This window comes from Haloferax sp. Atlit-4N, from assembly GCF_003383025.1.
GTDB lineage: Archaea > Halobacteriota > Halobacteria > Halobacteriales > Haloferacaceae > Haloferax > Haloferax gibbonsii.
Genome location: NZ_PSYY01000001.1, coordinates 336,998 through 360,824, shown reverse-complemented (window position 1 = coordinate 360,824; position 23,827 = coordinate 336,998). Strand labels below are relative to the sequence as shown.

Annotated in this window: 22 protein-coding genes; 4 read left to right on the top strand and 18 right to left on the bottom strand. The window is 66.6% G+C overall.

Annotated elements, in window-relative coordinates; all coding sequences use genetic code 11:
• Window positions 1-45: 45 nt before the first annotated feature.
• Entirely contained in the window at window positions 46-984 is a 939-nt protein-coding gene (locus C5C07_RS01865; RefSeq protein ID WP_115804443.1) for a branched-chain amino acid transaminase, read from the bottom strand.
• A gap of 90 nt (window positions 985-1,074) precedes the next feature.
• Here C5C07_RS01865 and C5C07_RS01860 point away from each other — a divergent pair, with 90 nt between their 5' ends.
• Window positions 1,075-1,965 (top strand): NAD(P)-dependent oxidoreductase, encoded by an 891-nt coding sequence (locus C5C07_RS01860; protein WP_115804442.1) that lies wholly within the window; start codon window positions 1,075-1,077, stop codon window positions 1,963-1,965.
• A 33-nt stretch (window positions 1,966-1,998) separates the two neighbouring features.
• Here the strand turns inward: C5C07_RS01860 and ribB are convergent, their stop codons facing one another.
• Window positions 1,999-2,688 carry a 3,4-dihydroxy-2-butanone-4-phosphate synthase gene (gene ribB, locus C5C07_RS01855; RefSeq protein WP_004973617.1) on the bottom strand — a complete coding sequence of 230 codons (690 nt, stop codon included), beginning with the start codon at window positions 2,686-2,688 and terminating at the stop codon, window positions 1,999-2,001.
• Window positions 2,685-3,425 carry a DUF120 domain-containing protein gene (locus tag C5C07_RS01850; RefSeq protein WP_199522716.1) on the bottom strand — a complete coding sequence of 247 codons (741 nt, stop codon included), beginning with the start codon at window positions 3,423-3,425 and terminating at the stop codon, window positions 2,685-2,687. Before C5C07_RS01850 ends, ribB begins: the two co-directional genes overlap by 4 nt.
• A gap of 695 nt (window positions 3,426-4,120) precedes the next feature.
• Between C5C07_RS01850 and argS the strand changes: the two genes are divergently transcribed.
• Complete coding sequence (argS, locus tag C5C07_RS01845; RefSeq protein ID WP_115804441.1) at window positions 4,121-5,884, top strand: arginine--tRNA ligase; 1,764 nt, start codon at window positions 4,121-4,123, stop codon at window positions 5,882-5,884.
• A gap of 45 nt (window positions 5,885-5,929) precedes the next feature.
• Here the strand turns inward: argS and C5C07_RS21540 are convergent, their stop codons facing one another.
• Both C5C07_RS21540 and minD read right to left on the bottom strand, forming a co-directional pair.
• Entirely contained in the window at window positions 5,930-6,067 is a 138-nt protein-coding gene (locus C5C07_RS21540; protein WP_193492883.1) for a hypothetical protein, read from the bottom strand.
• A gap of 39 nt (window positions 6,068-6,106) precedes the next feature.
• Entirely contained in the window at window positions 6,107-7,939 is a 1,833-nt protein-coding gene (gene minD, locus C5C07_RS01840; protein WP_115804440.1) for a cell division ATPase MinD, read from the bottom strand.
• Window positions 7,940-8,094: 155 nt separating this feature from the next.
• On the opposite strand from minD, the gene prf1 reads away from it, so the two are divergent.
• Window positions 8,095-9,339, top strand: a complete 1,245-nt coding sequence (prf1, locus tag C5C07_RS01835; protein ID WP_004973628.1) for a peptide chain release factor aRF-1 — start codon at window positions 8,095-8,097, stop codon at window positions 9,337-9,339.
• A gap of 59 nt (window positions 9,340-9,398) precedes the next feature.
• On the opposite strand, the gene C5C07_RS01830 is transcribed toward prf1, so the two are convergent.
• The 11 genes from C5C07_RS01830 to ahaH all read right to left on the bottom strand — a co-directional run bounded on the left by C5C07_RS01830 (window position 9,399) and on the right by ahaH (window position 20,986).
• The gene (locus C5C07_RS01830) at window positions 9,399-9,782 is read right to left on the bottom strand and encodes a DUF6276 family protein (protein WP_004973630.1); all 384 of its coding nucleotides are present in this window, start codon (window positions 9,780-9,782) and stop codon (window positions 9,399-9,401) included.
• 88 nt (window positions 9,783-9,870) lie between these two features.
• Window positions 9,871-10,560 (bottom strand): V-type ATP synthase subunit D, encoded by a 690-nt coding sequence (locus C5C07_RS01825; protein WP_004973633.1) that lies wholly within the window; start codon window positions 10,558-10,560, stop codon window positions 9,871-9,873.
• A 197-nt stretch (window positions 10,561-10,757) separates the two neighbouring features.
• Window positions 10,758-12,734: a bacterio-opsin activator domain-containing protein gene (locus C5C07_RS01820; protein WP_004973634.1), complete on the bottom strand. Its 1,977-nt coding sequence runs from the start codon at window positions 12,732-12,734 to the stop codon at window positions 10,758-10,760.
• A gap of 148 nt (window positions 12,735-12,882) precedes the next feature.
• Window positions 12,883-14,289, bottom strand: coding sequence for an ATP synthase subunit B (locus C5C07_RS01815; protein WP_050458515.1), 1,407 nt, complete (start codon window positions 14,287-14,289; stop codon window positions 12,883-12,885).
• Between the two features lie 4 nt (window positions 14,290-14,293).
• Window positions 14,294-16,054 carry an ATP synthase subunit A gene (locus C5C07_RS01810; protein WP_004973639.1) on the bottom strand — a complete coding sequence of 587 codons (1,761 nt, stop codon included), beginning with the start codon at window positions 16,052-16,054 and terminating at the stop codon, window positions 14,294-14,296.
• A gap of 6 nt (window positions 16,055-16,060) precedes the next feature.
• Window positions 16,061-16,381 (bottom strand): V-type ATP synthase subunit F, encoded by a 321-nt coding sequence (locus tag C5C07_RS01805; RefSeq protein ID WP_004044608.1) that lies wholly within the window; start codon window positions 16,379-16,381, stop codon window positions 16,061-16,063.
• Window positions 16,378-17,424, bottom strand: coding sequence for a V-type ATP synthase subunit C (locus tag C5C07_RS01800; protein ID WP_050458514.1), 1,047 nt, complete (start codon window positions 17,422-17,424; stop codon window positions 16,378-16,380). Before C5C07_RS01800 ends, C5C07_RS01805 begins: the two co-directional genes overlap by 4 nt.
• Complete coding sequence (locus tag C5C07_RS01795; RefSeq protein ID WP_004973643.1) at window positions 17,421-18,005, bottom strand: V-type ATP synthase subunit E; 585 nt, start codon at window positions 18,003-18,005, stop codon at window positions 17,421-17,423. Before C5C07_RS01795 ends, C5C07_RS01800 begins: the two co-directional genes overlap by 4 nt.
• A 21-nt stretch (window positions 18,006-18,026) precedes the next feature.
• On the bottom strand, window positions 18,027-18,284 hold the full coding sequence (locus C5C07_RS01790; RefSeq protein ID WP_049913345.1) for an ATP synthase subunit K: 258 nt from the start codon (window positions 18,282-18,284) through the stop codon (window positions 18,027-18,029).
• A gap of 172 nt (window positions 18,285-18,456) precedes the next feature.
• A complete protein-coding gene (locus tag C5C07_RS01785) occupies window positions 18,457-20,667 on the bottom strand; it encodes a V-type ATP synthase subunit I (protein ID WP_115804439.1) in 2,211 nt (736 codons plus the stop codon).
• Complete coding sequence (gene ahaH, locus C5C07_RS01780) at window positions 20,654-20,986, bottom strand: ATP synthase archaeal subunit H (RefSeq protein WP_004973649.1); 333 nt, start codon at window positions 20,984-20,986, stop codon at window positions 20,654-20,656. The genes C5C07_RS01785 and ahaH overlap by 14 nt, the downstream gene beginning before the upstream one ends.
• A 155-nt stretch (window positions 20,987-21,141) precedes the next feature.
• Here ahaH and C5C07_RS01775 point away from each other — a divergent pair, with 155 nt between their 5' ends.
• On the top strand, window positions 21,142-21,765 hold the full coding sequence (locus tag C5C07_RS01775) for a methyltransferase domain-containing protein (RefSeq protein ID WP_004973651.1): 624 nt from the start codon (window positions 21,142-21,144) through the stop codon (window positions 21,763-21,765).
• A gap of 49 nt (window positions 21,766-21,814) precedes the next feature.
• On the opposite strand, the gene C5C07_RS01770 is transcribed toward C5C07_RS01775, so the two are convergent.
• The gene (locus C5C07_RS01770) at window positions 21,815-22,297 is read right to left on the bottom strand and encodes a type IV pilin (RefSeq protein WP_115804438.1); all 483 of its coding nucleotides are present in this window, start codon (window positions 22,295-22,297) and stop codon (window positions 21,815-21,817) included.
• A 39-nt stretch (window positions 22,298-22,336) separates the two neighbouring features.
• A complete protein-coding gene (locus C5C07_RS01765) occupies window positions 22,337-23,704 on the bottom strand; it encodes a hypothetical protein (RefSeq protein ID WP_115804437.1) in 1,368 nt (455 codons plus the stop codon).
• Window positions 23,705-23,827: the final 123 nt, after the last annotated feature.

Genomic DNA, 23,827 nt, shown 5'->3' with positions numbered 1-23,827 from the left:
GCGGCGGTACAGTGACGTGAAAAGGGAGCTCGTTTTCGCGGGCGTCTACTGCTCGTCGACGTAGGTGAACCACTCTTCGTGGTCGTCGGTGCGGCGCTCCACGAGGTCGAAGAAGGCGGTCTGCAGTTCTTCCGTGACCGGGCCGCGGGTGCCCTCGCCGATGACGACGTTATCGACCTTGCGGATGGGGGTCACTTCGGCGGCGCTGCCGGTGAAGAACAGCTCGTCGGCCGTGTTGAGTTCGCCGCGGCTGATGGTCGCGCTGTCGTCGACCTCGTAGCCGCGCTCGCGGGCGAGCGTGATGACGGTGTCGCGGGTGATGCCGTCGAGGATGCTCTGGGAGAGACCGGGGGTGTAAATCTTCCCGTCGCGGACCATGAAGATGTTCTCGCCGGGGCCCTCTGCGACGTTGCCCTCCTTGTTCAGGACGATGGCTTCGACGTAGCCGTTGCGGCGGGCTTCCTCGCCCGCGAGCATGGAGTTCACGTAGAGCCCGGTCGTCTTCGCGTTCGTCGGAATCTGGCTGGAGGCGTGCTTGCGCCACGACGAGACCATCACGTCGACGCCGTTTTCGAGCGCGTCCTCGCCGAGGTAGGTCCCCCACGGCCACGCCGCGATGGCGACCTCAGTCGGGTTGTCCTTGGGGCTGACGCCGAGCGAGTCGTAGCCGTAGAACGCGATGGGGCGGATGTATCCGCCGTCGAGGTCGTTGCGCCGGATGACCTCCAGGGTCGCCTCGGTGAGTTCCTCGCGCGTGTACGGAATCTCCATGTCGTAGGGCTTCGCGGACTGATAGAGCCGTTCGAGGTGCTCCTCCCAGCGGAAGATAGCCGGGCCGCGGTCGGTGTCGTAGGCGCGAACCCCCTCGAAGACGCCCGTCCCGTAGTGGAGACCGTGGGTGAGGACGTGCACCGTCGCGTCCTCCCAGTCCTTGTACTCTCCACTCTGCCAGATCGTCGAGACATCCATCTCGTCAAATCCCATGTAGTGGCCTTCGGCGGCCCCCCTCTAAAATCATGACGACCCGACCACCGCGTCCCCCACGGTTTTGTCCGCGGGCCGCCATGACGGGGTATGAGCCTCGAATCCGTCGCGGTCACGGGCGGGACCGGAAACCTCGGGCCGACCGTCGTCGCCCACCTCCGCGCGAGCGGCTACACCGTCACGAATCTCTCGCGGCACAGCGAGTCGTCGCTCGCGGACCGCGACTACCGCGTGAGCGCGCTCGACCCGGGCGACCTCACCGCGGCGCTCAGCGACGTCGACGCCGACGCGGTCGTCCACCTCGGAACCATCTCGACGCCGACGAACGACCCCGGCCACCGCGTCTTCGAGAGCAACGTCCAGTCGACCTACGTCGTCCTCGAAGTCGCCGCCGCGCTCGGCATCGACCGCGTGGTCGTCGCCTCCAGCATGAGCGCCATCGGCGGGAGCTTCGAACCCGACCCCGCCCGCGTCGACTTCCTCCCGGTGGACGAGACCCACCGCGCGACGCCCTCGAACCCCTACGGCCTCGGGAAGTACGTCGCCGAGCAGACCGCCGCGGGGTTCGTCCGCCGCGACGACGCCCCCGAAACGGTCGCCAGCCTCCGGTTCCCGTGGATGCCGAGCGAAGAGGAGGCCCGCCGGACCTTCGCCGAGGCCGACCGCTCGCTGTCGGGACTGCGGGACGCCGGGCACTTCCACACCGCGCGCAACACGCTCTTTTCGTACCTCGGCAGAGAGGACGCCGCGCGACTCGTCCGTCGGGCGCTCGAAGCCGACTTCGCGGGCCACGAGGTGTTCTGGGCCGCGGCCGCCGACACCTCGACGACCGTCGAGTCGGCGAGGGTCGCCCGCGAGGTCTACCCCGGCGCGGAGGTGAGAACGACCCTTTCGGGCCACGAGGCGCTCGTCTCGACCGAGAAGGCGGAGCGGCTGCTCGGCTGGGAACCGACGTGGTCGTGGCGCGACGGGCGCGCGTGAGAAGGTAAACCGGGGCGGACCCCCCTCGACCGCTCAGACGAGTTCGTCGATGAGGCCGTCGCCGTCGACGAAGGCGAAGCCGTGTCGGTCGGCGTAGTCGCGGGCGGCGTCCTTCGAGAGGGCCGCGCCGGTCTCGTCGTCGAGCATCTCGCAGACGACGACCGCCGGCGGGATACCCGCCTCGTCGGCCATCGCGAGGCCGAGTTCGGTGTGGCCCTGCCGGTCAGAAAGCAGGTTCGGCGCGCCGCGGAGCAGGTGGACGTGTCCGGGCGCGCGGAACTCGCCGCCGAAGTCGTCGGCGTCGTAGTCGCCGGCGCGGGCGGCTTGGGCGACGGGCGCGAGTCGAGAGATGGTCATCGCGCGGTCGCGGTCGGTGATGCCCGTAAACGAGTCGCGGTGGTTCACGGTGAAGGAAAACGACGACCGAGAGTCGTAGGCGAGGTCGTGAGACGACGCGGCCGGGTGGTCGAGCACGTCGTCCATGAACGGGAGGCCGAGGGACTCTGACACGTCGTTCGGGAGAGCGACGCAGACGAGACCGCCGGCGTCGTTTCGCATCCGGGCCACGTCGGCGGGGCCGACCGCGCCCGCGGGGTAGACGAGGTCGGTCTCTCCCTCGCGGTCGTCGAAGTCGTGGACGAGCACCGGTTCGCCGGCGCGGAAGGCGTCGAGAACGCGCGAGACGGCGTCGAAGTCGCCGGTCGACTCGGCGGTGCGGCTCATTCGTAATCCGCCTCCTCGACGCGGACCGTGACCTCGTCGTCGTCGTCGAGGTCGAGTTCGTCGCGGAGCTTATCGGGCGCGATTATCTCCAGTTGCGACTCGTCGTGGTGGGTTCGCTCGGGGACGATGATGTGGACCGGCTCGTAGGACTCGTCGCCGACCGCGACCGAGGCGGCGTAACACGTCGCCGGGCCGAAGGTGCGTTCGTCGTCTTCCCAACCGTCTATCGGGACCGCGTCGAGGGCGGTCATGCCGGCGCGAGCGCGGACCGCGTCGTCGTCGAGGCGGACGTTCAGCGTGCCGGGGAACGGCTCGTAGCCGAGCCGGTCTTTGAACTGCTCCATGTAGCCCGAAAGCGAGATGTAGTGGCGACCCTCGCCCATCCCGCCGGTGACCTCGCCGTCGAGGACGACAACCGAGGGCGTCTCGAAGATGCGTCGGTAGTCGGCGTACTCCTGTCTGAGCGCGGACTCGCCCGCGTCGGTGATGGTTATCCACTGGCCGTCGGCGACGACCTCGCGGTCGATGAAGTCGGCTTCTTCGAGGCGCTGGAGGCGACGAGAGGCCGTCTGGTTCGACACGTCGAGTCGGTTCGCGACGCCGGAACAGGAGAGCTTGACCGGGCCGGAGCGCCCGCCGTCGAGCGCGACGAGTTTGAGCGTGGCCAACTCGTCGTACCCGACCGCCGCGGCGACTGCCGATTCTGACATACTCTCGGCTTCGAACGCGCGCCCCATAAGCGTATCGTATGTGGAATGCGTTCCAAAAATGAGATGGCTTGCGGGGAGAGAAGCGGCGGGGCGCGACCGCCGTGGATACGCGACAGTTCCAATCGCGGACGGGTAAGTCCGTCGGTCAGTCTATCGCGGCGAAAAGGGTGTTGTCCGGGGGCAACGCGGCCGAACCTCGCGATTCGGGAAACCGGTGCCGGCCGCTGTGGTCGGTGTGGGGGTGCGTTGAGACGCGGAAAGCGCCGTGGGTGTGTGGTGGGTAGTGCGGTGGGTGGTGTGGCGAGCGCGTGCTTCCGCGTGCGTCGGACCTGTCAAGGTCTGCGGCCGGGTGGCGACTTCAGAGGGAGGACGCTCTCCGCTCGGTGCTGACCTGTGAGATACCCGCGTTCGCCGAGCAACTGGGACACGCGTACACGTTGCCGTCCTGGTCGCCGAAGACTCGGACGAAGTTGTTCGACACGAACGCATCGCAGTGGTTGCATTGACTCATGGGTGGGGTGGTGAGAGCGGCGGGTCGCCGCCCGTGATTTGAATGTCGTCCGCTTACGATATACCACTATTACCTAACCAGTAAGGTATCGGAGCGAGCGGCGGTGAGACCACCCCGTCGACCGGGGAAGCGAGCGTCACCGTTCGATGCGGCGCGCGGTCGCTCGGACGGTTCGGAAAGGCCTTTAGCCGCCTATCGAGAATCCGCGTACATGTTCAGACAGTTCCGTGAGGAGGTCGAGACGGCGCTCTCTGCGGCGCTCTCGTCGCTCGACCTGCCCACCGACGACCTCGGGGTCGAGGAACCGCCGGAGGACGTACCCGCGACGCTCGCCTCCAGCGTCGCCTTCAGACTCGCCGGGGTCGTCGGCGCGCCGCCGCCGAAAATCGCCGTCGACATCGCAGACGAACTCTCCGTCGAGGGCTACGACTACCTCGCCGCGGTCGACACGCAGGGCCCGTACGTCAACTTCCACGTCTCCGACGCCTACTACGACGACACCCTCGAAGCCGCCGCGGCCGACGAGGAGTACGGTCGCCTGCCCGCGACCGGCGACAGCGTCGTCGTCGAGCACACGAGCGCGAACCCGACCGGTCCGGTCCACGTCGGTCGCACCCGCAACCCGGTCATCGGCGACGCCGTCGCCAACCTGCTCGACTTCGCCGGCAACGACGTCGACCGCCACTACTACGTGAACGACGCCGGCCGCCAGATGGCCGTCTTCACGTGGGCCTACGAGACGTTCGACGAAGCGGAACTCGACAGCGAACCCGCGCGCGAGCGCGTCGAGTACGACCTCGTCCGCTACTACCGCAAGGGCAACGCGTTCCTCGAAGAGGCCGACCCCGAGGAAGTCGAACAGGCCGAAGCGGAAATCACCGAGATACTCCAGGGCATCGAGGAGGGCGACGAGGAGACCTACGCCCGCGTCGAGACCGTGGTCGACCAGGTGCTCGGCGGCATGCGCGAGTGTCTCGAACGCCTCCCCGCGGAGTTCGACGAGTTCGTCAAGGAGACGCGGTTCATGTTCGACGGGAGCACCCGCGACCTCGCCGAGCGCCTCAAGGAGACCGACCACGCCGTCTACGAGGAAGACGCGTGGCAGCTCGAACTCGACGACTACGGCTTCGAGAAGAACCTCGTGTTCCTGCGGTCGGACGACACCTCGCTGTACACGACCCGTGACCTCGCCCACCACGAGTGGAAGTTCGACAACTACGACCGCGCCGTGACCGTCCTCGGCGAGGACCACAAGCTCCAGTCCGGACAGCTCCGCGCCGCGCTGGACGTCCTCGGCAACGACGTGGACAAACTGGAGAACGTCATCTACTCGTGGGTCAACCTCCCCGGCGGCGAGACGATGTCCACCCGCAAGGGGACGGGCGTCATGCTCGACGACCTCCTCGACGAGGCCATCGACCGCGCCCGCGACGAGGTCGAGACCCGCCTCGAAGGCCGCACCCGCGACGACGACCTCGGCGAGGCCGACATCGACCGCATCGCCCGGCAGGTCGGCATCGGCGCGGTCCGCTACGACATCGTCTCCAAACAGCCCACGAAGACCATCACCTTCGAGTGGGACCAGGCGCTCAACTTCGAGGCGCAGTCCGCGCCGTACATCCAGTACGTCCACGCGCGCTGTTGCGGCATCGCCGACGAGGCGGCCGCCGCCGGCCTCGACGCGAGCGAGGTCGACCCGACCGTGCTGACGACCGACGCCGAGCGCGACCTGCTGGCGACCATCGCGCGGTTCCCCGCCGTCGTCGAGGCCGCGGCCGACGACCTCGAACCCCACACCGTGGCGACGTTCGCCCGCGAACTCGCCGAGGTGTTCAACACCTTCTACCGCGAGTGCCCCGTGCTCGACGCCGACGAGGAGGTCGGCGCGGCCCGCCTCGCGCTCGTGGAGGCCTCGCGGAACGCGGTGGCGAACGCACTCGCTATCGTGGGCGTGGAAGCGCCCGAGTCGATGTGACCGCGGGCTGAGCGAGTTCTTCGGAGACGGCTTTTTTCCGGCGGTTCAGAAGAAAAGCGGGAGCGCCGCGGCCCCGGCGATGAGCGACCCGCCGACCGAGAAGACGACGGCGGCACCGCTGCCGAGCGCGAGGACGAGAAACAGGACTATCCACCAGAAGGGAACGGACTCAGAGTCTGCCATAGAGGGCTTTCCGCAGACGCGAGTAAAAGGCCTTCCCGTTTAGCCGAGGAAACGACTGAAGAATCCCTTTTTCTTCTCGTCGCGCTCGTCGTCGTCGAACGACTCGACCTCCTCGACGAGCGAAGTGGTGTAGACGCCCTCCTCGTCGCCGCCGGCTTCGGGCGATTCGCCGGCGTCGGCGTCCGCATCAGCATCAGCGTCGGCGGTACTCGGCTCGGCCTCGGCGACGAGGGGTTCGTCCGCGCCGTGCGCGTCCGTCTCCTCGGCGGCGGGGTCGAAGTCCGCAGGGACGGACTCCGCGGATTCGGAACCCTCAGATTCGGAACCCGCAGTCACCGGGTCAGCATCGTCCGCCGGCGTCTCGGAAGCCTCGGCGGGGTCGTCGGACGGTGAACTGGGCGACAGGTCGCCGACCGACTCTTCTTCGACCGCCCCTTCGGCGAGCGGGTCCGCGCCCGTCGCACCGGCGTCGGCGTCGACATCCAGGGCGGCCTCGTCGTCGGCGTCACCGAGGGCCTCGTCGTCGGCGGTCGAGGTGCCGCGAGTGACCGCTTCGAGGTCCGCCGCCAGCGGGTCGCTCTCCGGTTCCTCGTCGCCGACCGATTCGGGGGCGGCGACCATCGAGTCGTCGGACGCGTCGGCGGCCAGCGGGTCGGCCGGCGCGTCGTCATCACCGGCTTCGACGGCGGCCGCACCAGCGTCTGGGGCTTCGACGACACCGTCGGGTTCGGCGGAGTCGTCACCATCCATCGGGTCGGCGACTGCGTCCGCTTCGACCGCGTCCTCGGCGGGGTCCGCGTCGGGTTCGGTGGAGTCGTCCGACGCCTCGACGGAGCCACCGGAGAACGGAATCGACGCCGCGAGGTCGTCATCCGGTTCGGGGTCGGCGTCAGTGTCCTCGACCGCCGGGTCCGGGTCCGTGTCAGTGGTCTCGGCTTCGACTTCGGGTTCCGGGTTCGGCTCGGGGTCCGCTTCGGGGTCCGCGTCGACCTGAACGACCGACGTGTGCTCACTCGCCTCCGGCGTGTCCGCTTCGTCGTCGACTCGGCCGTCGTCGCTGGCCGCGTCGGAAGCGGGTTCCGCGGTGGCCGCCGGTTCGGGTTCCGTGTCCGACTCGTCCGCCGCGACCTCGGAGTCGGCCGAGTCGACCGCGTCGTCCGGAATCGGCACCGGCTTGCCGGTGAGCGCTTCGGCGAGGGCGCGGTAGCCCGCGGCCGCGATGCTGTCGGGCGAGCGGGCGACGACCGGAACCTGCGTGCTGAGCGCCTCGCGGATGGCCGGGTCCTCGGGGACGACGGCGATGACGCCGGCGTCGAGGAGCGAGGCGACCACGTCGGCGTTCGGGTTCGACTGGTTGACGCGCGTGAGGACGACGCCGACCACGTCGGCGCCGATGCGCTCTGCGAGCTGTCGGGTCTTCTCGGTGTCCCCGAGCGACTCGCGCTCCGTCGTGGAGACCAAGACGACCTCGTCGGCGAGCTTCAACGGGACGAAGGTGTCGTCGCTCAGCCCCGCGCCGGTGTCGATGATGACGATATCGTAGCTCGCTTCGAGCGCCGAGACGACCGGTTCGAGCTCCTTCGCGTTCGCCGTCGCGAACGCTTCGAGGGCGTTCGAGCCGGGGAGCACCGAGAGTCCCGCCGGTCCCTCGTAGACGGCCGCCTCGACCGCCGCCTCGCCTGTCAATACGTCGTGAAGCGTCGCCCCGTCCGGGTCGACGCCGAGCGCGCCGGCGAGGTTCGGCATCCCGAGGTCACCGTCGACGACGACGACGTCGTGACCGGCCATCGCGAGCGTCGTCCCGAGGTTGGCCGTGGTCGTCGTCTTTCCAACCCCGCCTTTCGCGCTGGCAACTGCGTACACCCGGGCCATAATTCCAACGTCGAAGTCCACCCATGACAGCCACATAAATGTTCTCCGACCGCGCTGGTCTCCACAATCAGTTCGTAGGGCCGCTCATGCGGCGAGATACCGCGGGACGTGCCCAGTCAAAGGTTACTTAGCCGCTGGAGGGACTAGGTGGAGTGATGAGTAGCGACGCCGAGGAGGCGAGCGAGGACCGCCGAAAGTACGAATTCAAGAAGGTCATCGAGGACCTGCGAGAGTACGAAGGGTCAGGAACGCAGCTCGTCACCATCTACATCCCCGAAGACAAGCAGATTTCCGACGTGGTCGAACACGTCATCACGGAGCACAGCGAAGCGTCTAACATCAAATCGAAGCAGACGCGAACGAACGTCCAAGACGCCCTGACGAGCATCAAGGACCGACTCCGGTACTACGACACCTTCCCACCGGACCGCGGTATCGTCATGTTCTCCGGAGCGGTCAACTCCGGCGGCGGCCAGACGGACATGGTCACGAAGGTGCTGGAGAGCCCGCCGGAGCCGATTCAGTCGTTCCGGTACCACTGCGACTCGAACTTCCTCACCGGACCGCTCGAGGACATGCTCATGGACAAGGGCCTGTTCGGGCTCATCGTCCTCGACCGCCGCGAGGCCAACGTCGGCTGGCTCAAGGGCAAGCGCGTCGAGCCGGTCAAGAGCGCCTCGTCGCTCGTCCCCGGTAAGCAGCGCAAAGGTGGTCAGTCCGCCCAGCGTTTCGCCCGCCTCCGCCTCGAAGCCATCGACAACTTCTATCAGGAGGTCGCCGGGATGGCCAACGACCTGTTCGTCCCCAAGCGACACGAGATGGACGGCATCCTCGTGGGCGGTCCCTCGCCGACGAAAGACGAGTTCCTCGACGGCGACTACCTCCACCACGAACTGCAGGACCTCGTCGTCGGGAAGTTCGACGTGGCCTACACCGACGAGTCCGGACTGTACGACCTCGTCGACGCCGGCCAGGACGCGCTGGCCGACCAAGAGGTCATCAAGGACAAAAAGCAGATGGAGGAGTTCTTCGAGAAGCTCCACCGCGGCAACGAGTCCACCTACGGATTCGAGGCGACCCGGAAGAACCTCGTGATGGGGTCGGTCGACCGCCTCCTCATCTCCGAGGACCTGCGGAAGGACATCGCCATCTACGACTGCGACGGCCAAGAGGAGTACGAACTCGTCGACCACCGTCACAACACGCCGACCCACGAGTGCGAAGGCGGCTCGGAGGCCGAACTGAAAGAGCGCGAGGACGTCATCGAGTGGCTCATGGACCTCGCCGACCAGCGCGGCACCGAGACGAAGTTCATCAGCACGGACTTCGAGAAAGGCGAACAGCTCTACGACGCGTTCGGCGGTATCGCCGGCATCCTCCGGTACTCCACCGGCGTCTAAACGACTCCTCCTCGGCGTCTTCGCGCGCCACGGTGTCAGACAGCACGGAGCGGCGGCGCTCAGAGGAACGCGTCCAACTGCGCCTGCCGACGGGCGACGTCGAAGTGAGGGTCGGCCGCCTCCCGCTGGAGTCGGTCGAGCGTGAGATGCACGTCGATGCCGGACCGTTCGGCGAACTCGACGCAGTCGACGATGCCGGCGCGGTTGAGCGCCAGCGAGTCGAGCATGCCGACGAGGAGCGCGACCGAAGCGCCCGCGTCGCCCTCGGGAAGCACGTCCGCGAGCGGGCGCGAGTCGCCGTCGGTCGGCGCCGTCTCCGCCGGGTGAAGTCGGAGGCAGCCGGCACACAAGCCGACGGTCAGCGCCGCCTCGGGCGCGTGAGACTCGAGCGGTTCGGGCACTGCGAAGACGGCGAGTTCACCGTCGCAGTCGGGACAGGACATGGAAGTCTCTACGCGCCGAGACGGTGAAAAACGGTCGGAGACCCGACCGAGAGAGAACTAGAGAGAGAACGGTCGCGCGGGGTCGGCCTCAGTCGGCCGTCGCCGCTTCCGCTTCGGCGGCGGCTTCCTCGGCGGCGCGTTCTTCCTTCTCTTCTTCTTCCTTCTTCGCCTTGATCTTCTTCAGGCGGAAGATCTCCTCGCGTTCCTGTTCTTCGAGCTTCTGCTCGATGTACTCCTGGTTCTCGTAGAGCTCCGGCAGGAGTTTGAACTCGAGCGCGTTGACGCGGCGCTTCGTCGTCTCGATTTCCTCGAGCATCTTCTTCATCGCCGTCTCGACCTCCGCGGCGAGGATGATGGATTCGAGGAGCTCCTCGTAGGCGTCGGCGGCCTCGTCGATGCGGGCCGAAGAGCCGAGCAGCCCGTAGCCGCGCTGGTCGAGGGTCTTTTTCACGCGCGAGGACTCGATCTGCGGGACGACGACGCCCATGATGTTCTTGGACTGCGTCGTGATTTCCGGGTACTCCTTCAGCGCGGCGGCCGCGCCGCGGACGGCCACGTCGCCCTCCATGGCGCGGGCCATGTTGATTTTGTTCTGCGCGCGCTCGTAGTCCTGGTTGAGGTTGGCCCGCACGTCCTGGGCCTGGTCGAGGATATCCATGAACTCCATGATGAGCCCGTCACGCTTCTGTTCGAGCGTGTCGTGGCCCCGCTCGGAGAGTTCGATGCGATCTTCGATCGCCATCAAGTTCTTGCGGGTCGGCTTGACGTCTTCGGCCATCGTTGGCGGGGGTTGTTCGCCTGGGGTGTTAATCTTTTACTGTCTGGCCGGCCGGACCGCCCGAAATCCGTCGTGGCGGAGTGATGTCACGTCTGTTGGTCGACGACCGCGATTCAGTTCGCGGGTCGCCACGGTGCTGATGTCGACGTACCGAGAGTGGTAGACATCGAGCGGCTATCGAAAAACGAAGAGACCCGTTAGTATGGCTCCCCGTCGAAGAATCGAGAGATGAGTTTTCGCTCCGCCGCGTGCAGGTGCTGGTGAAACGTCGCCCGCGAGACACCCATCGTCTCCGCGAGTTCGTCGCCGGTGACGGCGTGCGGCCACTCGAAATACCCGCCGAGATAGGCGAGTTGGAGGGCCGACTGCTGGCGGTCGGTCAGGTCGTCGTTGACGCTCGCGACGAACTCGCGGCGCGCCTCCGGCGGTTCGGAGCGGTTCGTCACGGAGCGGAGTTCGGCGTTCGCCGCGACCGACTTGAAGTCGTCGAGGAGCGCCCGCCCCGCCACGCGGTCGGGGACGACGACCGTAAGTCGACAGCCGAGGCGGTCTACTTCGAGGTCGACGAGTCGCCCGCCCGCGTCGGCGACGAGGTGGACGAGCGACCCGTCGGCGAAGGTGAGTTCGTAGAGTTCGGCGTCGTCACCGCGGGGGAGGACGTCGACGCTCCGAAGGCCGTCGAGCGCGGTGTCGGCCTCGTCGAACTCCGTCGCGGGGTCCGTCGAGACGAACAGACTCACGGTCCCGTCGTCGTGCTGGGCCGAGCCGCGGTACGAGAGTTCGCAGTCCCCCGCGGCGGCGAGTCGGACCAGCGGCTGCGTCTCGTCGCGCACCTCGATTTCGAGTTCGAGCCGCTCGTCGGACAGCAGGGACCGCCGGCTCTCGAACGCGTCGATGGCCGCGCCGACCGCCCGACCGAGCGTCCCGAAGACCACCCGAACCTGGTCGTCGAGTTCCGCGGCGTCGGTGTAGACGGTCAACACGCCGTAGAGCGTCCCGCGGTGGGCCAGCGGAACCGCGATGACCGAGTCGAACGGGACGAGCGCCTCCCCGGAGACGCTCCCGTCACCGACGGTCGCCGACTGGACGGTCCGCGTCTCCGCGGCGCGAGCGGTGGGGTCGTCGGGGTCGGACCGGTCGATTTCGAGGCCGTCGAGGAATTCGGTGTCGGTTCCGGCCCGCTCGTTCGGGACGATGACCGCCGGTGCGAGGTCGCAGTGACCGACCCACGCGCAGGTGAACGACCCGGCGGCGGTGACTCGGTCGCAGACGGCGGCTTCGAGTTCCTGTCTGCTCTCCGCGCGGACGAGCGCGCTCGTCACGTCCGCCAACAAGCCCTCGATGTGCTCGACGAGCGTCTGGAGACGCTCGCGCTCTTCGTCGACTCTCTCGGCGTACCGCTCGGCGGCCGCCTCCGCGCGCACGCGCTCCGTGATGTCGGTCTGGAAGCCGACGTAGTGTGTCACCTCGCCGTCCGGCCCGCTCAACGGCGCGACGTCGACCCGGTTCCAGAACGTCTCGCCGTTCTCGCGGTAGTTCAGCAGTTCGACCGACGCCGACTCTTCGGCCTCGATGGCGCGGCGGAGTTCGGCAACGCGCTCGGGGTCGGTGTTCGGGCCCTGAAGGTATCGGCAGTTCCGTCCCAGCGCCGCGTCGGCCGAGTAGCCGGTCATCGCCTCGAACGCCTCGTTGACGTAGACGAGCGGTCGGTCGGGAAGCGAGCAGTCGGCGACGGTGATGCCGACCGGTGCCTCGTCTATCGCCTGTTCCTTCAGGTCCTCGGTTATCTTGCTCGCGGCCGTCGCGCCGCGGCGACGCCACGCGACGACGCTTTCGACTCGTTCGGGAAGCCGCTCGAAGAGGTTCGAGTCGACGACCGGCACCACGTCGGCCGCGCCGGCGTCGCGGGCGGCCGCCGCCGAGAGGTCGCCGTCGGTCGGGACGACGACGACCAGCGGGACCGCGAGCGCGCCGTGGACCGCTTCGACGTCCGCGAGCCGGTCGGTCGCAAGCACGACGCAGTCGACCCGGTCGTCCTCGGCGCGCCGGGCCACCGCATCGACGGACGCGGCGAACGACACCGAAAGCGGCGAGAGCGCGTCGAAGAGTCGCTCCCGGTCGACGGCGGGACCGACGACCGCGAGGACGTGCGCGCGAGACGAAGTGGCGTCCATACGGGGGTGTGGTCGCCGAGCCATAAGGAAGTTCTCGCGGACGGTGGACGGCAGACGGCGGACGGCGGACGGCGCGCGGCCGCACGGCTCGGGGCGCGAATAGAAGAGGAGAATCGAACCGAGGGACGAACGCGGCGTTCGTCGCGGTCTAGGCTTCCGCTTCGACCGACTCGGCGTCTTCGTGGTAGTAGTCCTCGATGAGCTCCTCGTCGATACGGTTGAGCTCGGACTTCGGGAGCATCGACAGGAGGTCCCAGCCGATGTCGAGGGTGTCCTCGATGGACCGGTCCGTGTCGAAGCCCTGGTTGACGAACTCGGCTTCGAAGCGCTCGGCGAAGTCGAGGTACTTGTTGTCGCGCTCGGACAGCGCCTCGCGACCGACGATGTTCACGAGGTCGCGCAGGTCTTCACCCTCCGCGTACGCCGCGTACATCTGGTCGGACACGTCGGCGTGGTCCTCGCGGGTGAGGCCCTCACCGATACCGTCGTCCATGAGACGCGACAGGGACGGAAGCGGGTTGATCGGCGGGCGGATGCCCTGCGAGTTGAGGTCGCGGTCGATGTAGATCTGACCTTCCGTGATGTAGCCGGTCAGGTCCGGAATCGGGTGCGTGTCGTCGTCACCCGGCATCGTGAGGATGGGAATCTGCGTGACGGACCCGTCGCGACCCTGGATGCGACCTGCACGCTCGTAGAGCTGTGCGAGGTCGGTGTACATGTAACCGGGGTAACCACGGCGACCGGGGACCTCTTCGCGAGCCGCACCGATCTCGCGGAGCGCCTCGCAGTAGTTGGTCATGTCGGTCAGGATGACGAGGACGTGGTAGTCCTTGTCGAACGCGAGGTACTCGGCGGTGGTGAGGGCGAGACGCGGCGTGACCGTCCGCTCGACTGCGGGGTCGTCCGCGAGGTTCGTGAAGACGACGGAGCGCTCGAGTGCGCCCGTGCGCTCGAAGTCCTCCATGAACTCGTTCGCCTCTTCCTGCGTGATACCCATCGCGCCGAAGACGACTGCGAACTCGGACTCCTCGCCGCTTTCTTCGTCCTCGGGCACCGTCGCCTGACGGGCGATCTGGAGCGCGAGGTTGTTGTGGGGAAGCCCCGACGCGGAGAAGATTGGGAGCTTCTGGCCGCGGACGAGGGTGTTCATGCCGTCGATGGCGGAGACGCCGGTCTGGATGAACTCCTCGGGGTACTCGCGGGAGTAGGGGTTGATTGCCGCGCCGACGATGTCCCGACGCTCGTCGGGGACGATTTCGGGGCCGCCGTCGATGGGCTGGCCGGACCCGTCGAGCACGCGGCCGAGGAGGTCCTCGGTCACGGGCATCTTGAGGGTCTCGCCGAGGAACCTGACGGACGCGTTCCTGTCGATACCGGTCGTGCCTTCGAACACCTGAATCGCGACGAGGCCCTCGGAGGATTCGAGAACCTGTCCGCGCTTGGTTTCGCCTTGGGGCGTCTCGATTTCGACGATTTCGTCGTAACCGATCGGCTCGTCGACCTCGGCGAACACCAGCGGGCCGCTGATTTCGGTGATAGTCTGGTATTCCTTCATGGTCTCAGTACAGCTCGCGGAGCTGCTCGGTGATCTCTGCTTTGAGGTCCTCGATGTACGCCTCCCAGTCTTCCTGCACACCGATGCGGTTCAGACGGGGAGCCGCCTCGATGGCCTGAATCTCTTCGACGGGGACGCCGGCTTCGAGCGCCTTGAACGCCTCGTCGTTGAACGCGTGGATGGCGGTGAGGATACCGTACGTCTTCTCGGGGGAGCAGTACGTGTCCGTCGGGTGGAACGCGTTCTGCTGGAGGTACGCCTCGCGGAGGTAGCGAGCGATTTCGAGGGTCAGCTGCTGGTCCTCCGGCAGGGCGTCCTTACCGACGAGCTGAACGATTTCCTGCAGTTCGTTCTCCTCGTCGAGCACGTCGACGGCCCACTGGCGCTCTTCGGCCCAGTCGTCCTCGACGTTCTCGACGAACCACGGGTCGAGCTGCTCTTGGTAGAGCGAGTACGACTCGTTCCAGTTGATCGCCGGGAAGTGACGGCGCTCTGCGAGGTCCGCGTCGAGCGCCCAGAACGTCTTCACGATACGCAGGGTGTTCTGCGTGACCGGCTCGGAGAAGTCGCCGCCCGGCGGCGAAACCGCGCCGATGACGGAGACGGAACCTTCCTCGCCGTTGACGGTCGTGAAGTAGCCGGCGCGCTCGTAGAACTCGGAGAGACGCGCGGCGAGGTACGCGGGGTACCCCTCTTCGCCGGGCATCTCTTCGAGACGCGAGGAAATCTCGCGCATGGCCTCGGCCCACCGGGAGGTGGAGTCGGCCATCAGCGCGACGTCGTATCCCATGTCGCGGTAGTACTCCGCGATGGTGATGCCGGTGTAGATACAGGACTCGCGGGCCGCCACGGGCATGTTGGACGTGTTCGCGATGAGGCACGTCCGAGCCATGAGCGGGTTGCCGGTCTTCGGGTCGTCGAGTTCCGGGAAGTCCTCGATAACCTCGGTCATCTCGTTACCGCGCTCGCCACAGCCGACGTAGACGACGATGTCCGCGTCGGCCCACTTGGCGAGCTGGTGCTGGGTGACCGTCTTCCCGGACCCGAACGGACCCGGAATCGCGGCCGTTCCGCCCTTCGCGATGGGGAACAGACCGTCGAGGATGCGCTGCCCCGAGACGAGCGGTTCGCGCGGGGTCTTCTTCTCCGCGGCGGGACGCGCCTGACGCACCGGCCACTCCTGGTGCATCGTGATCTCCTCGCCGTTGTCGAGTTCGACGACCGTCTCGGTGACGGAGAACTCGCCTTCCTCGACGGCGACGACCTCGCCGCCCTCGAAGTCCGGCGGGACCATGACCTTGTGTTCGATGGTCACGGTCTCGGGGACCGTTCCCACGACGTCGCCGGAGGCGACCTCGTCGCCCTCGGAGACGGTGGGTTCGAACTCCCACTTCTTTTCGAGGTCGATACCCGGCGCGTCGACACCGCGGTCGAGGAACGCCGAGTTCATCTTCTCCTCCAGCACGTCCAGGGGGCGCTGCACGCCGTCGTAGATGGCGTCCATCATCCCCGGACCGAGGTCGACGGTCAGCGGTTCGCCCGTACTCTCGACGGGTTCGCCGGGACCGACACCGGAGGTCTCTTCGTACACCTGAATAGTCGTGAGGTCGCCCTCGATTTCGATGACCTCGCCCATTAGGCCTTCGTCGCCGACGTAGACGACGTCGTTCATGCGGGCGTCGAGGCCACGGGCGGTCACGACCGGACCACTCACGCTTGCGATGACTCCGTCCTCGCGAACGGAATCTTGTGTTGCCTGACTCATGTTTGGTTATTCGTCCATCAGATCGATACCGATTGCTCTCTTGATCTGGTCACGGAGGCCGCTCGCGCCGCCGGAACCGCCGAGCGTCACGAGCGTCGGCTCGATGCTGCGCTCGACCGACTGCCGGGCGTTGCGCGAGAGGTGGTCGAGGTCGTCTTCGTGCATCACGATGATGCCGACGTCCTCGTCCTCCAGCGTTCGCGTCACGGCTTCGTCGAGTTCGTCGTCCTTCGCTTCGTCCGGGACGTTCTCGAACTTGCGGACGCCCGCAAGCCGAAAGCCCGTGGTGAAGTCCGGACTGCCGATAACTGCGATTTCCTGGCTCATAGGATGACCAGCTCCTCTTCTATTGCATCGGGGTCCAGCCCGGCCTCGCGGCCGCGGGCGATGGCCCGGATGTTGTCGACCTCGCGCTCCTTGGCGAGGATGTACGAGACGATTGGCGTGACGGAAAGCGGGAACACGTAACCGAGCGTGTCCGCGTACTCCAAGAGCGCCGCGTCGAGGGCGCGCTCGAAGCCGATGAGGCTGTCGGCCTCTTCGAGGTCCGAAAGGGCCGTCGAGAGGCGGTCGCCGTACCGGCTGTCACGAATCTTCGACACCAGCTCGTCCGGGCTGGTCGCCAGCGACGCGAGCTCCGACGCGCGGAACAGCGTGCCGCCCTCGATGAAGTAGTCGACGGGGTCGAGGTCGGCACCGCTGCGAGCGATGCGGAGCGCGTTGCGAGCGTTTCGGAAGTCGATTTCGGCTTCGAGGAACTCGCGGTACTTCTTTGCCTCTTCGCCGACGACCAGACCCTCGAGCAGCTGCTCGTAGAAGGCGCGGTCGACCGCGTTCTCCAGGGGGACGAGGACGCCGACTTCCTCGTACTCCTCGTAGGCGGCCGCGAGGCCGTCGCCGAAGATGGTACCGGAGAGGATGTTGACGACCTCCTCCATCTCGCCTGCGTCGAGCAGCCGCGAGAAGAGCCGGTCGTCGAACTCGCCGGCGCGGATGAGGTCGGATTCGACCTCCTCGCGAGATGCGCCGGAGTAAATGCCGCGGATAATCGTCTTCACGTTCCACGCGTCGAACTTCCGGAGGTACCGCGCGATGAGGTCGTAGAGGCGGCCGTCTGCCCAGTCGAGGATATCGTTGAACTGCTTCGCCAGATTCTGGTTCAGCGCGTACTCGATGAGGTCGACGCCGGAAAAACGGCTGCCGAGCGCGTTGACCTCGGTTTCGTACTCCGATTCCTCCATGAACCGAGCGATTTCGGCCGGTCCCATGCGGACCAGTTTGCGGTACTCCTCGTCGCCGAACAGGGCACTACGTCGCGCTCGAACGCGAGCGATGACGTATTCGGGATTCGAGCCGCCTGTAGTGCTCATTGGTCGTCGAACAGTCGCGCACTCACTTCCTTCAGATTGTCCTCCCAGACTGTGTCGAGGACCGAGTCGAAGGTGTTGTTCACCCGGACGCGCGAGTTCGAGCCCTCGACCACGACGCCACCGAGGCAGTCGCGCTCGCCGGCGAACTCGTAGCCGTCGTAGTCTTCGAGGATGCTCGAAAGCAGGTCCTCGTCGTCGGCACGGCCGTAGACGGAGACTTCGTCTTCGTCTTCGAACTCGACCGACGCCGCGTCGAGCAGCGAGCGGGTGAGCTCTTCGCGACGGTCGCCTTCCAGCTCGGCGAGCTCGCTTTCGACCTGCTCGCGGACGCGCTGGAGCACGTCACGACGGGCGCTGAGTCGAGCCTGCTTGGCTTCGAGTTTCGCGCTGGAGAGCGCCTGTTCGCGCTCCCGTTCGAGTTGTTGCTCGACGTCCGCCTTCCGCGACTCGAGGAGTTCTTCGGCGTCGGCCTCGGCCTCGGCGACGATTTCGTCCGCCTGGTCCTGGCCGTCCTGCCTGATGTCCTCTGCGCGTGCGCGGGCTTCGTCTCGGATGTCCTCAACGACGTTGTCCAAACTCATAATGGGAAAGAGAGGGGGTGCTTAGGCCGCGAAGACAACGACCAGTGCGAGGATAACGAGGGTCTCGGGGAGAACCGTAAGGACCAGCCCGTTAACGAAGAGGTCCTCGTCTTCCGCGATGGCGCCCATCGCAGCGGAACCGATGCCACGCTCCGCGTAGCCTGCGGCGAAGGCGGCGATACCGACGGAGAGGGCCGCTGCAGCGCCTTCGGTGATCGCAGGCGAGGAAGCGGTTTCATTCTGCAGTGCAGTCATGAGGGGTTCAAGTGCTTCAATCATTGTGTGTTCCTGAGTACCGGATTGTCGTCTCCGAACGTCTGCATGTGGCGTCAGCCGTATCATAAAGGTTCCCAAAACGTCTGGAGCGGTCTGTCTACGACGGCGGAATCGTCGTCATTGCAAAAGCGGCCGCTCCGAGCGAACGAAGTCAAAAAAGAATCGCCGGAGAGGGTTAGTCTTCGGTCGTGAACTCGCGGTCGTACCCGAACGGATTGTACTCGCGGCCGCCGCCCTCGAAGAACTTGTTGAAGAACTCGACGTACTCGAGACGCACGGCCTGTAGGCCGGCGCTCGTGACGCCGAGCGCGAGGACGACCAGGTGACCGACGACGAGGACGAGCAGTCCGCCCACGACGCCCGCGGCACCCGTGTGGAAGATGCCGCCGAACAGGACCTCGGTCACTTCGTAGCCGTGGTAACTCAGCGTTTCACCCGCGCCGAGTGCCGCCACCGCGGCGGAGTCGGGCATCCCGCCGAGCCCGAAGTGCCAGCCGCCGTGGTCGTCGACGTACACGCCGAAGACGAGCAGGTTGACGGCGAACGCCATCGACGCCTTCGCGATGAGGACCGCGCCGAGACGCGTGTACGACAGGACGTTCGAAAGCGGGGCGGCGAACTCGACGAGTTCGGCCAGTTCGGCCATCCCGAGGAGCACCGCGCCGAGGATGTACATCCCGAAGCCGGCCCAGCCGACGATGAACGAGAAGCCGGAGAAGCCGAGCGGGATGAGCCCGTCAGCCGCGAACGTGGTGAACAGGAACTCCGGCGGCACGCCACCGAGCGCGTCGCTGAAGATCCAGATCCACAGGCCGTTCAGCATGAGGATCCACGAACCGCTTTCGAGGACTGCGTCCTTCGCGCCGTGGAGTTCGTAGTTCTCGAAGAAGTCGAGGATGTACCCCACGTTGATGTGGAAGATACCGACGGCGACGCTCACAGTGAGCCAACCGAGGGCCCACTCAGAGGTGGCCGGCGACAGTCCCTTCTCGATGGGCGGGTGCGACATCCCGAGCACGCCTTCCCAGAAGTACTCGGTGATGAGGTGGAAGCCGAATATCTCGCCGTAGAGGATGCCGAACAACGTCGTGAACAGCCCCGCGGCGATGGTGACGCCACCCATGCTCTTGATCGCGCCGTCATCGAACTTCGAGTAGAGGAAGAAGCCGATGGCGGTGTAGATGACACCGTACCCGAGGTCACCGATCATGAACCCGAAGAACGTCGGGAACGTCAGGAACAGGATGATGGTCGGGTCGAACTCGTAGTAGCTCGGGCGATTGACCGCCTGAACGAGGATTTCGAACGGCTTGACTGCGCCGCTGTTCTTCTGGACGACCGGCGGGTCGTCGCTGGACATCGAGACGGTTCCGCCGTCGGTGGCGGCGACCGTGCCACCACTCTCGGCGACATCCTCGCGCGCGTGGTCGTGCCCGTCACGCGAGAACTCGGCGCGTTCGAGCTCCTCGACCGCGACGTGCTCGCCGACCTCGTCTTTGAGCGTGCTCGCGAACGTGTTGTACCGCTCGCTCGGAATCCAGCCCTCGGCGACGAAGGCGTTCTCCGTCGTCGCGAACGAGAGCGGCGCTTCCGTCTTCTGGACGTCGATTGCGAGGCGCTCTTCGGCGGCGAGGAGGAACTCGCCCTCCTCGACGGCGATGTCGTGAAGCTCGGACTCGACGGTCTCGAGCTTCGACTCGATTTCGCGCTTCTGCTGTTCGAGGTTGCGGATGTGCTCTTCGGGGCTTCCCGAGGCGTCCGGGACTTCGAGCGTGGCGAACTCGACGCCGACGAGCGCGTCGGCGAGCGCCATCTCGTCGGCACCGTCGACCGGGCGGCCGAAGATGGCGTGCGTTCGCTCGCCCGAGAAGATCTCGTAAGCGTTGATCTCGTCGGCGTCGACGACGGCGCGCTCGACGGGTTCGACCTTCCCCTGTCCGACGACGACCTGCAGCGTCTCGTACCCCGAAAGCAGGTCGAGGTCGAGCCCGAGGTCGACGAACGGCTCCATCGCGTCGATTTCTTCGTCCACCGCGCGGAGCTCGTTTTCGAGCTCTGAGCGGCGGTCGTCCAGTTCGTTGACCTCGGCTCGAATCTCTTCGAGGGGCTCGCCGAGCGCGTCGTCGGGGACGATGCGCTGCCGGCCGGAGTCGGTGTCTTCGACCCCGAGGATGCTCTTGAGCGAGCGGACGGTGACGAGCTTGTCGGACGCGCTCTCGGCGCCTTCGATGGGCGACCCCGTCTCGAATCCGAACTCCTCCTGCCACGAGCCGTCGTATTCGGTGACGTGCAGCAGTCGGAGGTCGTGGACAGCCTCGATGACCTCGGGCATGACGCCCTTGGAACCGGTCACCGAGACCTTGCTCATCTGCTCAGGTCTGAGCATCAACCGCCTCCTCGAATTTGCCGATGGCGAATTCGACCGCGTCGTCGATGTGGTCTTCCGCCTCGGCAACCAATTCGTCGCGGGCGTCCTCGCCTTCTTCGAGGATGCGTTCCCGCTCCGTCTCTATTTCCGCGCGTCCCTCCTGTAGACGCTCGGATTCGAGCTCTGCGGCCTCTTCTTCGGCCTCGGAGCGAATCTCATCGGCTTCGCGACGCGCCTCCGCGACGAGCTCCTCACGTTTGGCCTCGGCCTCTTCAACGATGTCGTCGGCCTCCTGCTCGGCCGTTTTGATTCGTTCGAGAACCTCTTGTCTCGGCATACTCGTATCACAGGAACGTTGCACAAGCGCTGTATAAGGTGTTTGCGGAAAGTCTGTGACAGACGCTCGGGGAACGCGGCGGTTTACCCCCCGTGAACGCCGACCGGCGCGGCGAATCCGCACCGTTATCATCGGTGAGTCCTAATCCCGGCGCGATGGGAGTCCTCGAAAACAAAGCGCGGGCCCGCCTGTTCTACAAGTACCTCTCGAAGGTGTACGACCGGGTGAACCCGTTCATCTGGAACGAGGAGATGCGCGACGAGGCGCTGGAGATGCTCGACATCCAGCAGGGCGACCGCGTCCTCGACGTGGGCTGTGGCACCGGCTTCGGAACCGAGGGACTGCTCCGCTACACCGACGACGTCCACGGCCTCGACCAGAGCATCCACCAGATGCAGAAGGCGTGGGAGAAGTTCGGCAAGAACGACGAGGTCAGGTTCTATCGCGGGGACGCAGAGCGGCTCCCCTTCGCCGACGACTCCTTCGACGTCATCTGGTCGTCCGGCTCCATCGAGTACTGGCCGAACCCGGTCACCGCGCTCGAGGAGTTCCGACGCGTGGTGAAGCCGGGGAGCAAAGTCCTCGTCGTCGGTCCCGACGACCCGAAATCCGGCGTCTTCCAGAAGTTGGCGGACGCCATCATGCTGTTCTACGACGAGGAGGAGGCCGACCGAATGTTCGAGGCCGCCGGCTTCGTCGACATCGAACACCACATCCTCCAGCGCCAGCCCGGCAGTCCGCGGGCCATCGTGACCATCGCGCGCGCACCAGAGGAATAAATCGCGACCGCCGCGTTCGACTCGGACGCTCGTTTTCGTCACCCCTGACTCACGACGCGCTCGCTTCGAGCGCCGCGACCGGCGTCTCCCCGTCGAAGACGCGGACGGTTACCGTCGCGCCGAGTTCGATGTCCGGGTCGTTCGTCCCCGCGAGTTCGAGCGTCGCCGTCTCGCCCGCGGTCCACCGGGAGTCGGCCGCGGCGTTGAACGGACCGGTCGGTCCGGGACGGAACCCGCTGGCCGAGAAGAACGGCACGGGCGGTTGGTGGGCGAGCGGCTCTCCGTCCACGGAGATTCGAATCGCGAGTGACTCCACGTCGAGTGGCGCGCCCCCCTCGTGGGTCAGCGACAGCGTGTCGCCCGAGACCTCGAGCGACAGCGCCGTCGGCCGGGTCGGCGTCGGCGAGGAGTCGGCCGCGTCGAACGCCGCCGCGCCGACGGCGGCCGCGACGACGACCACGAGACCGATGAGGAGCACGCTCCCGAGGAGCACGGACGAGCCGCGAGTCGAGCGGCGGAACTGACGGGACATCGAGACGGGGTGGCCCCGTCATGGGATAAGAAGCTCCGGTCAGATGACCGCCGGCGGACCGGGCGGTGCGCCCTCCGAACCGACCGACGCGGAACTCGTCGACTCGGTCGGCGTCGAGGTGATCATCGCGGCGCTGTCGTTCGCCTCCGCGGTCGTGTTCATGACGAGGTCGGGCATCGGCGTCGGTGAAGTGGTGAGCACGACCGCCGAGTTGCCCTTAATCACCGTAATGGTGTAGGGGGACGACGGCGAGACGGTCCAGAGCGTCCCGTCGGTACCGGTGTGGCCGAGAAGCGTGCTCTCTTGGCTGGCTTCGAGCCCGATGGTGACGTTCGCGTCTACCGGGTCGTCGCTCCCGCTTTCGTTCAGCTGGATTCGGAGCGGTCCGCCGGGGTAGGTCCGGTCGACAGTGAGCGCGAGGCCGTCTTTGACCTCGGTCGCGACGGCCCCGGTCGCAATCGAACCGAGGGGGCGGGTCTGCGATTCCTTGAACACCCGTCCGCTCCCGGCGTCGACGTAGGCGGTCAACTGACCGCGGTCGTAGTTGATTCGCACGCGGTGGCTGTCACCGGCGCTGATGACGTTGGTCCCGTTCTGCGCGGCGCGGCTCGAGTAGATGGTGGGGTAGCTCTCCGCGACGATGTCGAGCGCCTCCTCGTAGGAGACCGTGCTCTGGTCGCGGTTGCGGAGCCCGGCGCGGTAGGCCTCGCGGACGTACTCTCCGTCAGCTACGACGCCGAGGACGACGCCCGTCTCGCTCGTTCGGACGGAGAACCGCGCGGCATCGGACTCCCCGGTCATGACCAAGACGGCGTACTTTCGGACGGGACCCGTGAACGTGTCGAGTTCGCGTTCGAGCGCCGCGAGCCGGCCGGAGTTGATAGAGAAGTCCGGCGTCTCGGTGGCGAGTTCCCGGAGGGCGACGCGTCGCTCGTTGAGGCCGCGGGCCTCGGCGTCGATTCGCGCGAGTTCGACGAGGAGTTCGCGCGCGGTGAGCTCCCCCGCGTTGAACTGTTCGACTGCGGAGCGCTGTGCGCTTTGCAGCGCAATCGCGCGCTGCTCGATGCTGTTTATCTCGTCGAGAATGAGCTGTTGGCGGGTGCTGTCGTCGCCCGCGGACTCGATACGCTCGATCGACGCGCGCGACTGAACCTCGCCGCTGGCATCGAGGCCGGCGAAGCCGAGGGACGGGCCGAGGTCGACATGGGCTGGCTCGACGGTCGCTCGAACCAGTTGCGACGACGGGATATCGAGGACGTGAATCGTCTCGTTGGACGGGGACTGGACCTGCGCGGGGGCCGGCTCGTCGAGAGCCGTCGCTTGGGCCGAGCCGTCCGCGGGACCGACCGCGCCGAGAACCGGCGACGCCACCAAGAGCATGACGACGACGAGCGGGAGGGCCTTCATCGCCGTGAGGGTACACGGTGCCGGTACTAAAATGACCCTCTTGACGCCGTCGTCCCCACGAGCCACGGGAGTCGGCCTCGGCGGCGTATGACGCTGTTGAGTCGATGGAAAGCGTTTTCATCG

Bases quoted from the DNA above. Each gene is read 5' to 3' on its own strand.
- C5C07_RS01820 (WP_004973634.1), bottom strand. From the start codon at position 12,734: ATGGACGCCACTTCGTCTCGCGCGCACGTCCTCGCGGTCGTCGGTCCC.
- C5C07_RS01825 (WP_004973633.1), bottom strand. From the start codon at position 10,560: ATGGCCGAAGACGTCAAGCCGACCCGCAAGAACTTGATGGCGATCGAA.
- C5C07_RS01775 (WP_004973651.1), top strand. From the start codon at position 21,142: ATGGGAGTCCTCGAAAACAAAGCGCGGGCCCGCCTGTTCTACAAGTAC.
- ribB (WP_004973617.1), bottom strand. From the start codon at position 2,688: ATGAGCCGCACCGCCGAGTCGACCGGCGACTTCGACGCCGTCTCGCGC.
- C5C07_RS01815 (WP_050458515.1), bottom strand. From the start codon at position 14,289: ATGAAGGAATACCAGACTATCACCGAAATCAGCGGCCCGCTGGTGTTC.
- C5C07_RS01805 (WP_004044608.1), bottom strand. From the start codon at position 16,381: ATGAGCCAGGAAATCGCAGTTATCGGCAGTCCGGACTTCACCACGGGC.
- C5C07_RS01800 (WP_050458514.1), bottom strand. From the start codon at position 17,424: ATGAGCACTACAGGCGGCTCGAATCCCGAATACGTCATCGCTCGCGTT.
- C5C07_RS01850 (WP_199522716.1), bottom strand. From the start codon at position 3,425: ATGGGGCGCGCGTTCGAAGCCGAGAGTATGTCAGAATCGGCAGTCGCC.
- C5C07_RS21540 (WP_193492883.1), bottom strand. From the start codon at position 6,067: ATGGCAGACTCTGAGTCCGTTCCCTTCTGGTGGATAGTCCTGTTTCTC.
- C5C07_RS01810 (WP_004973639.1), bottom strand. From the start codon at position 16,054: ATGAGTCAGGCAACACAAGATTCCGTTCGCGAGGACGGAGTCATCGCA.
- prf1 (WP_004973628.1), top strand. From the start codon at position 8,095: ATGAGTAGCGACGCCGAGGAGGCGAGCGAGGACCGCCGAAAGTACGAA.
- C5C07_RS01765 (WP_115804437.1), bottom strand. From the start codon at position 23,704: ATGAAGGCCCTCCCGCTCGTCGTCGTCATGCTCTTGGTGGCGTCGCCG.
- C5C07_RS01830 (WP_004973630.1), bottom strand. From the start codon at position 9,782: ATGTCCTGTCCCGACTGCGACGGTGAACTCGCCGTCTTCGCAGTGCCC.
- argS (WP_115804441.1), top strand. From the start codon at position 4,121: ATGTTCAGACAGTTCCGTGAGGAGGTCGAGACGGCGCTCTCTGCGGCG.
- ahaH (WP_004973649.1), bottom strand. From the start codon at position 20,986: ATGCCGAGACAAGAGGTTCTCGAACGAATCAAAACGGCCGAGCAGGAG.
- C5C07_RS01770 (WP_115804438.1), bottom strand. From the start codon at position 22,297: ATGTCCCGTCAGTTCCGCCGCTCGACTCGCGGCTCGTCCGTGCTCCTC.
- minD (WP_115804440.1), bottom strand. From the start codon at position 7,939: ATGGCCCGGGTGTACGCAGTTGCCAGCGCGAAAGGCGGGGTTGGAAAG.
- C5C07_RS01865 (WP_115804443.1), bottom strand. From the start codon at position 984: ATGGGATTTGACGAGATGGATGTCTCGACGATCTGGCAGAGTGGAGAG.
- C5C07_RS01860 (WP_115804442.1), top strand. From the start codon at position 1,075: ATGAGCCTCGAATCCGTCGCGGTCACGGGCGGGACCGGAAACCTCGGG.
- C5C07_RS01795 (WP_004973643.1), bottom strand. From the start codon at position 18,005: ATGAGTTTGGACAACGTCGTTGAGGACATCCGAGACGAAGCCCGCGCA.
- C5C07_RS01790 (WP_049913345.1), bottom strand. From the start codon at position 18,284: ATGATTGAAGCACTTGAACCCCTCATGACTGCACTGCAGAATGAAACC.
- C5C07_RS01785 (WP_115804439.1), bottom strand. From the start codon at position 20,667: ATGCTCAGACCTGAGCAGATGAGCAAGGTCTCGGTGACCGGTTCCAAG.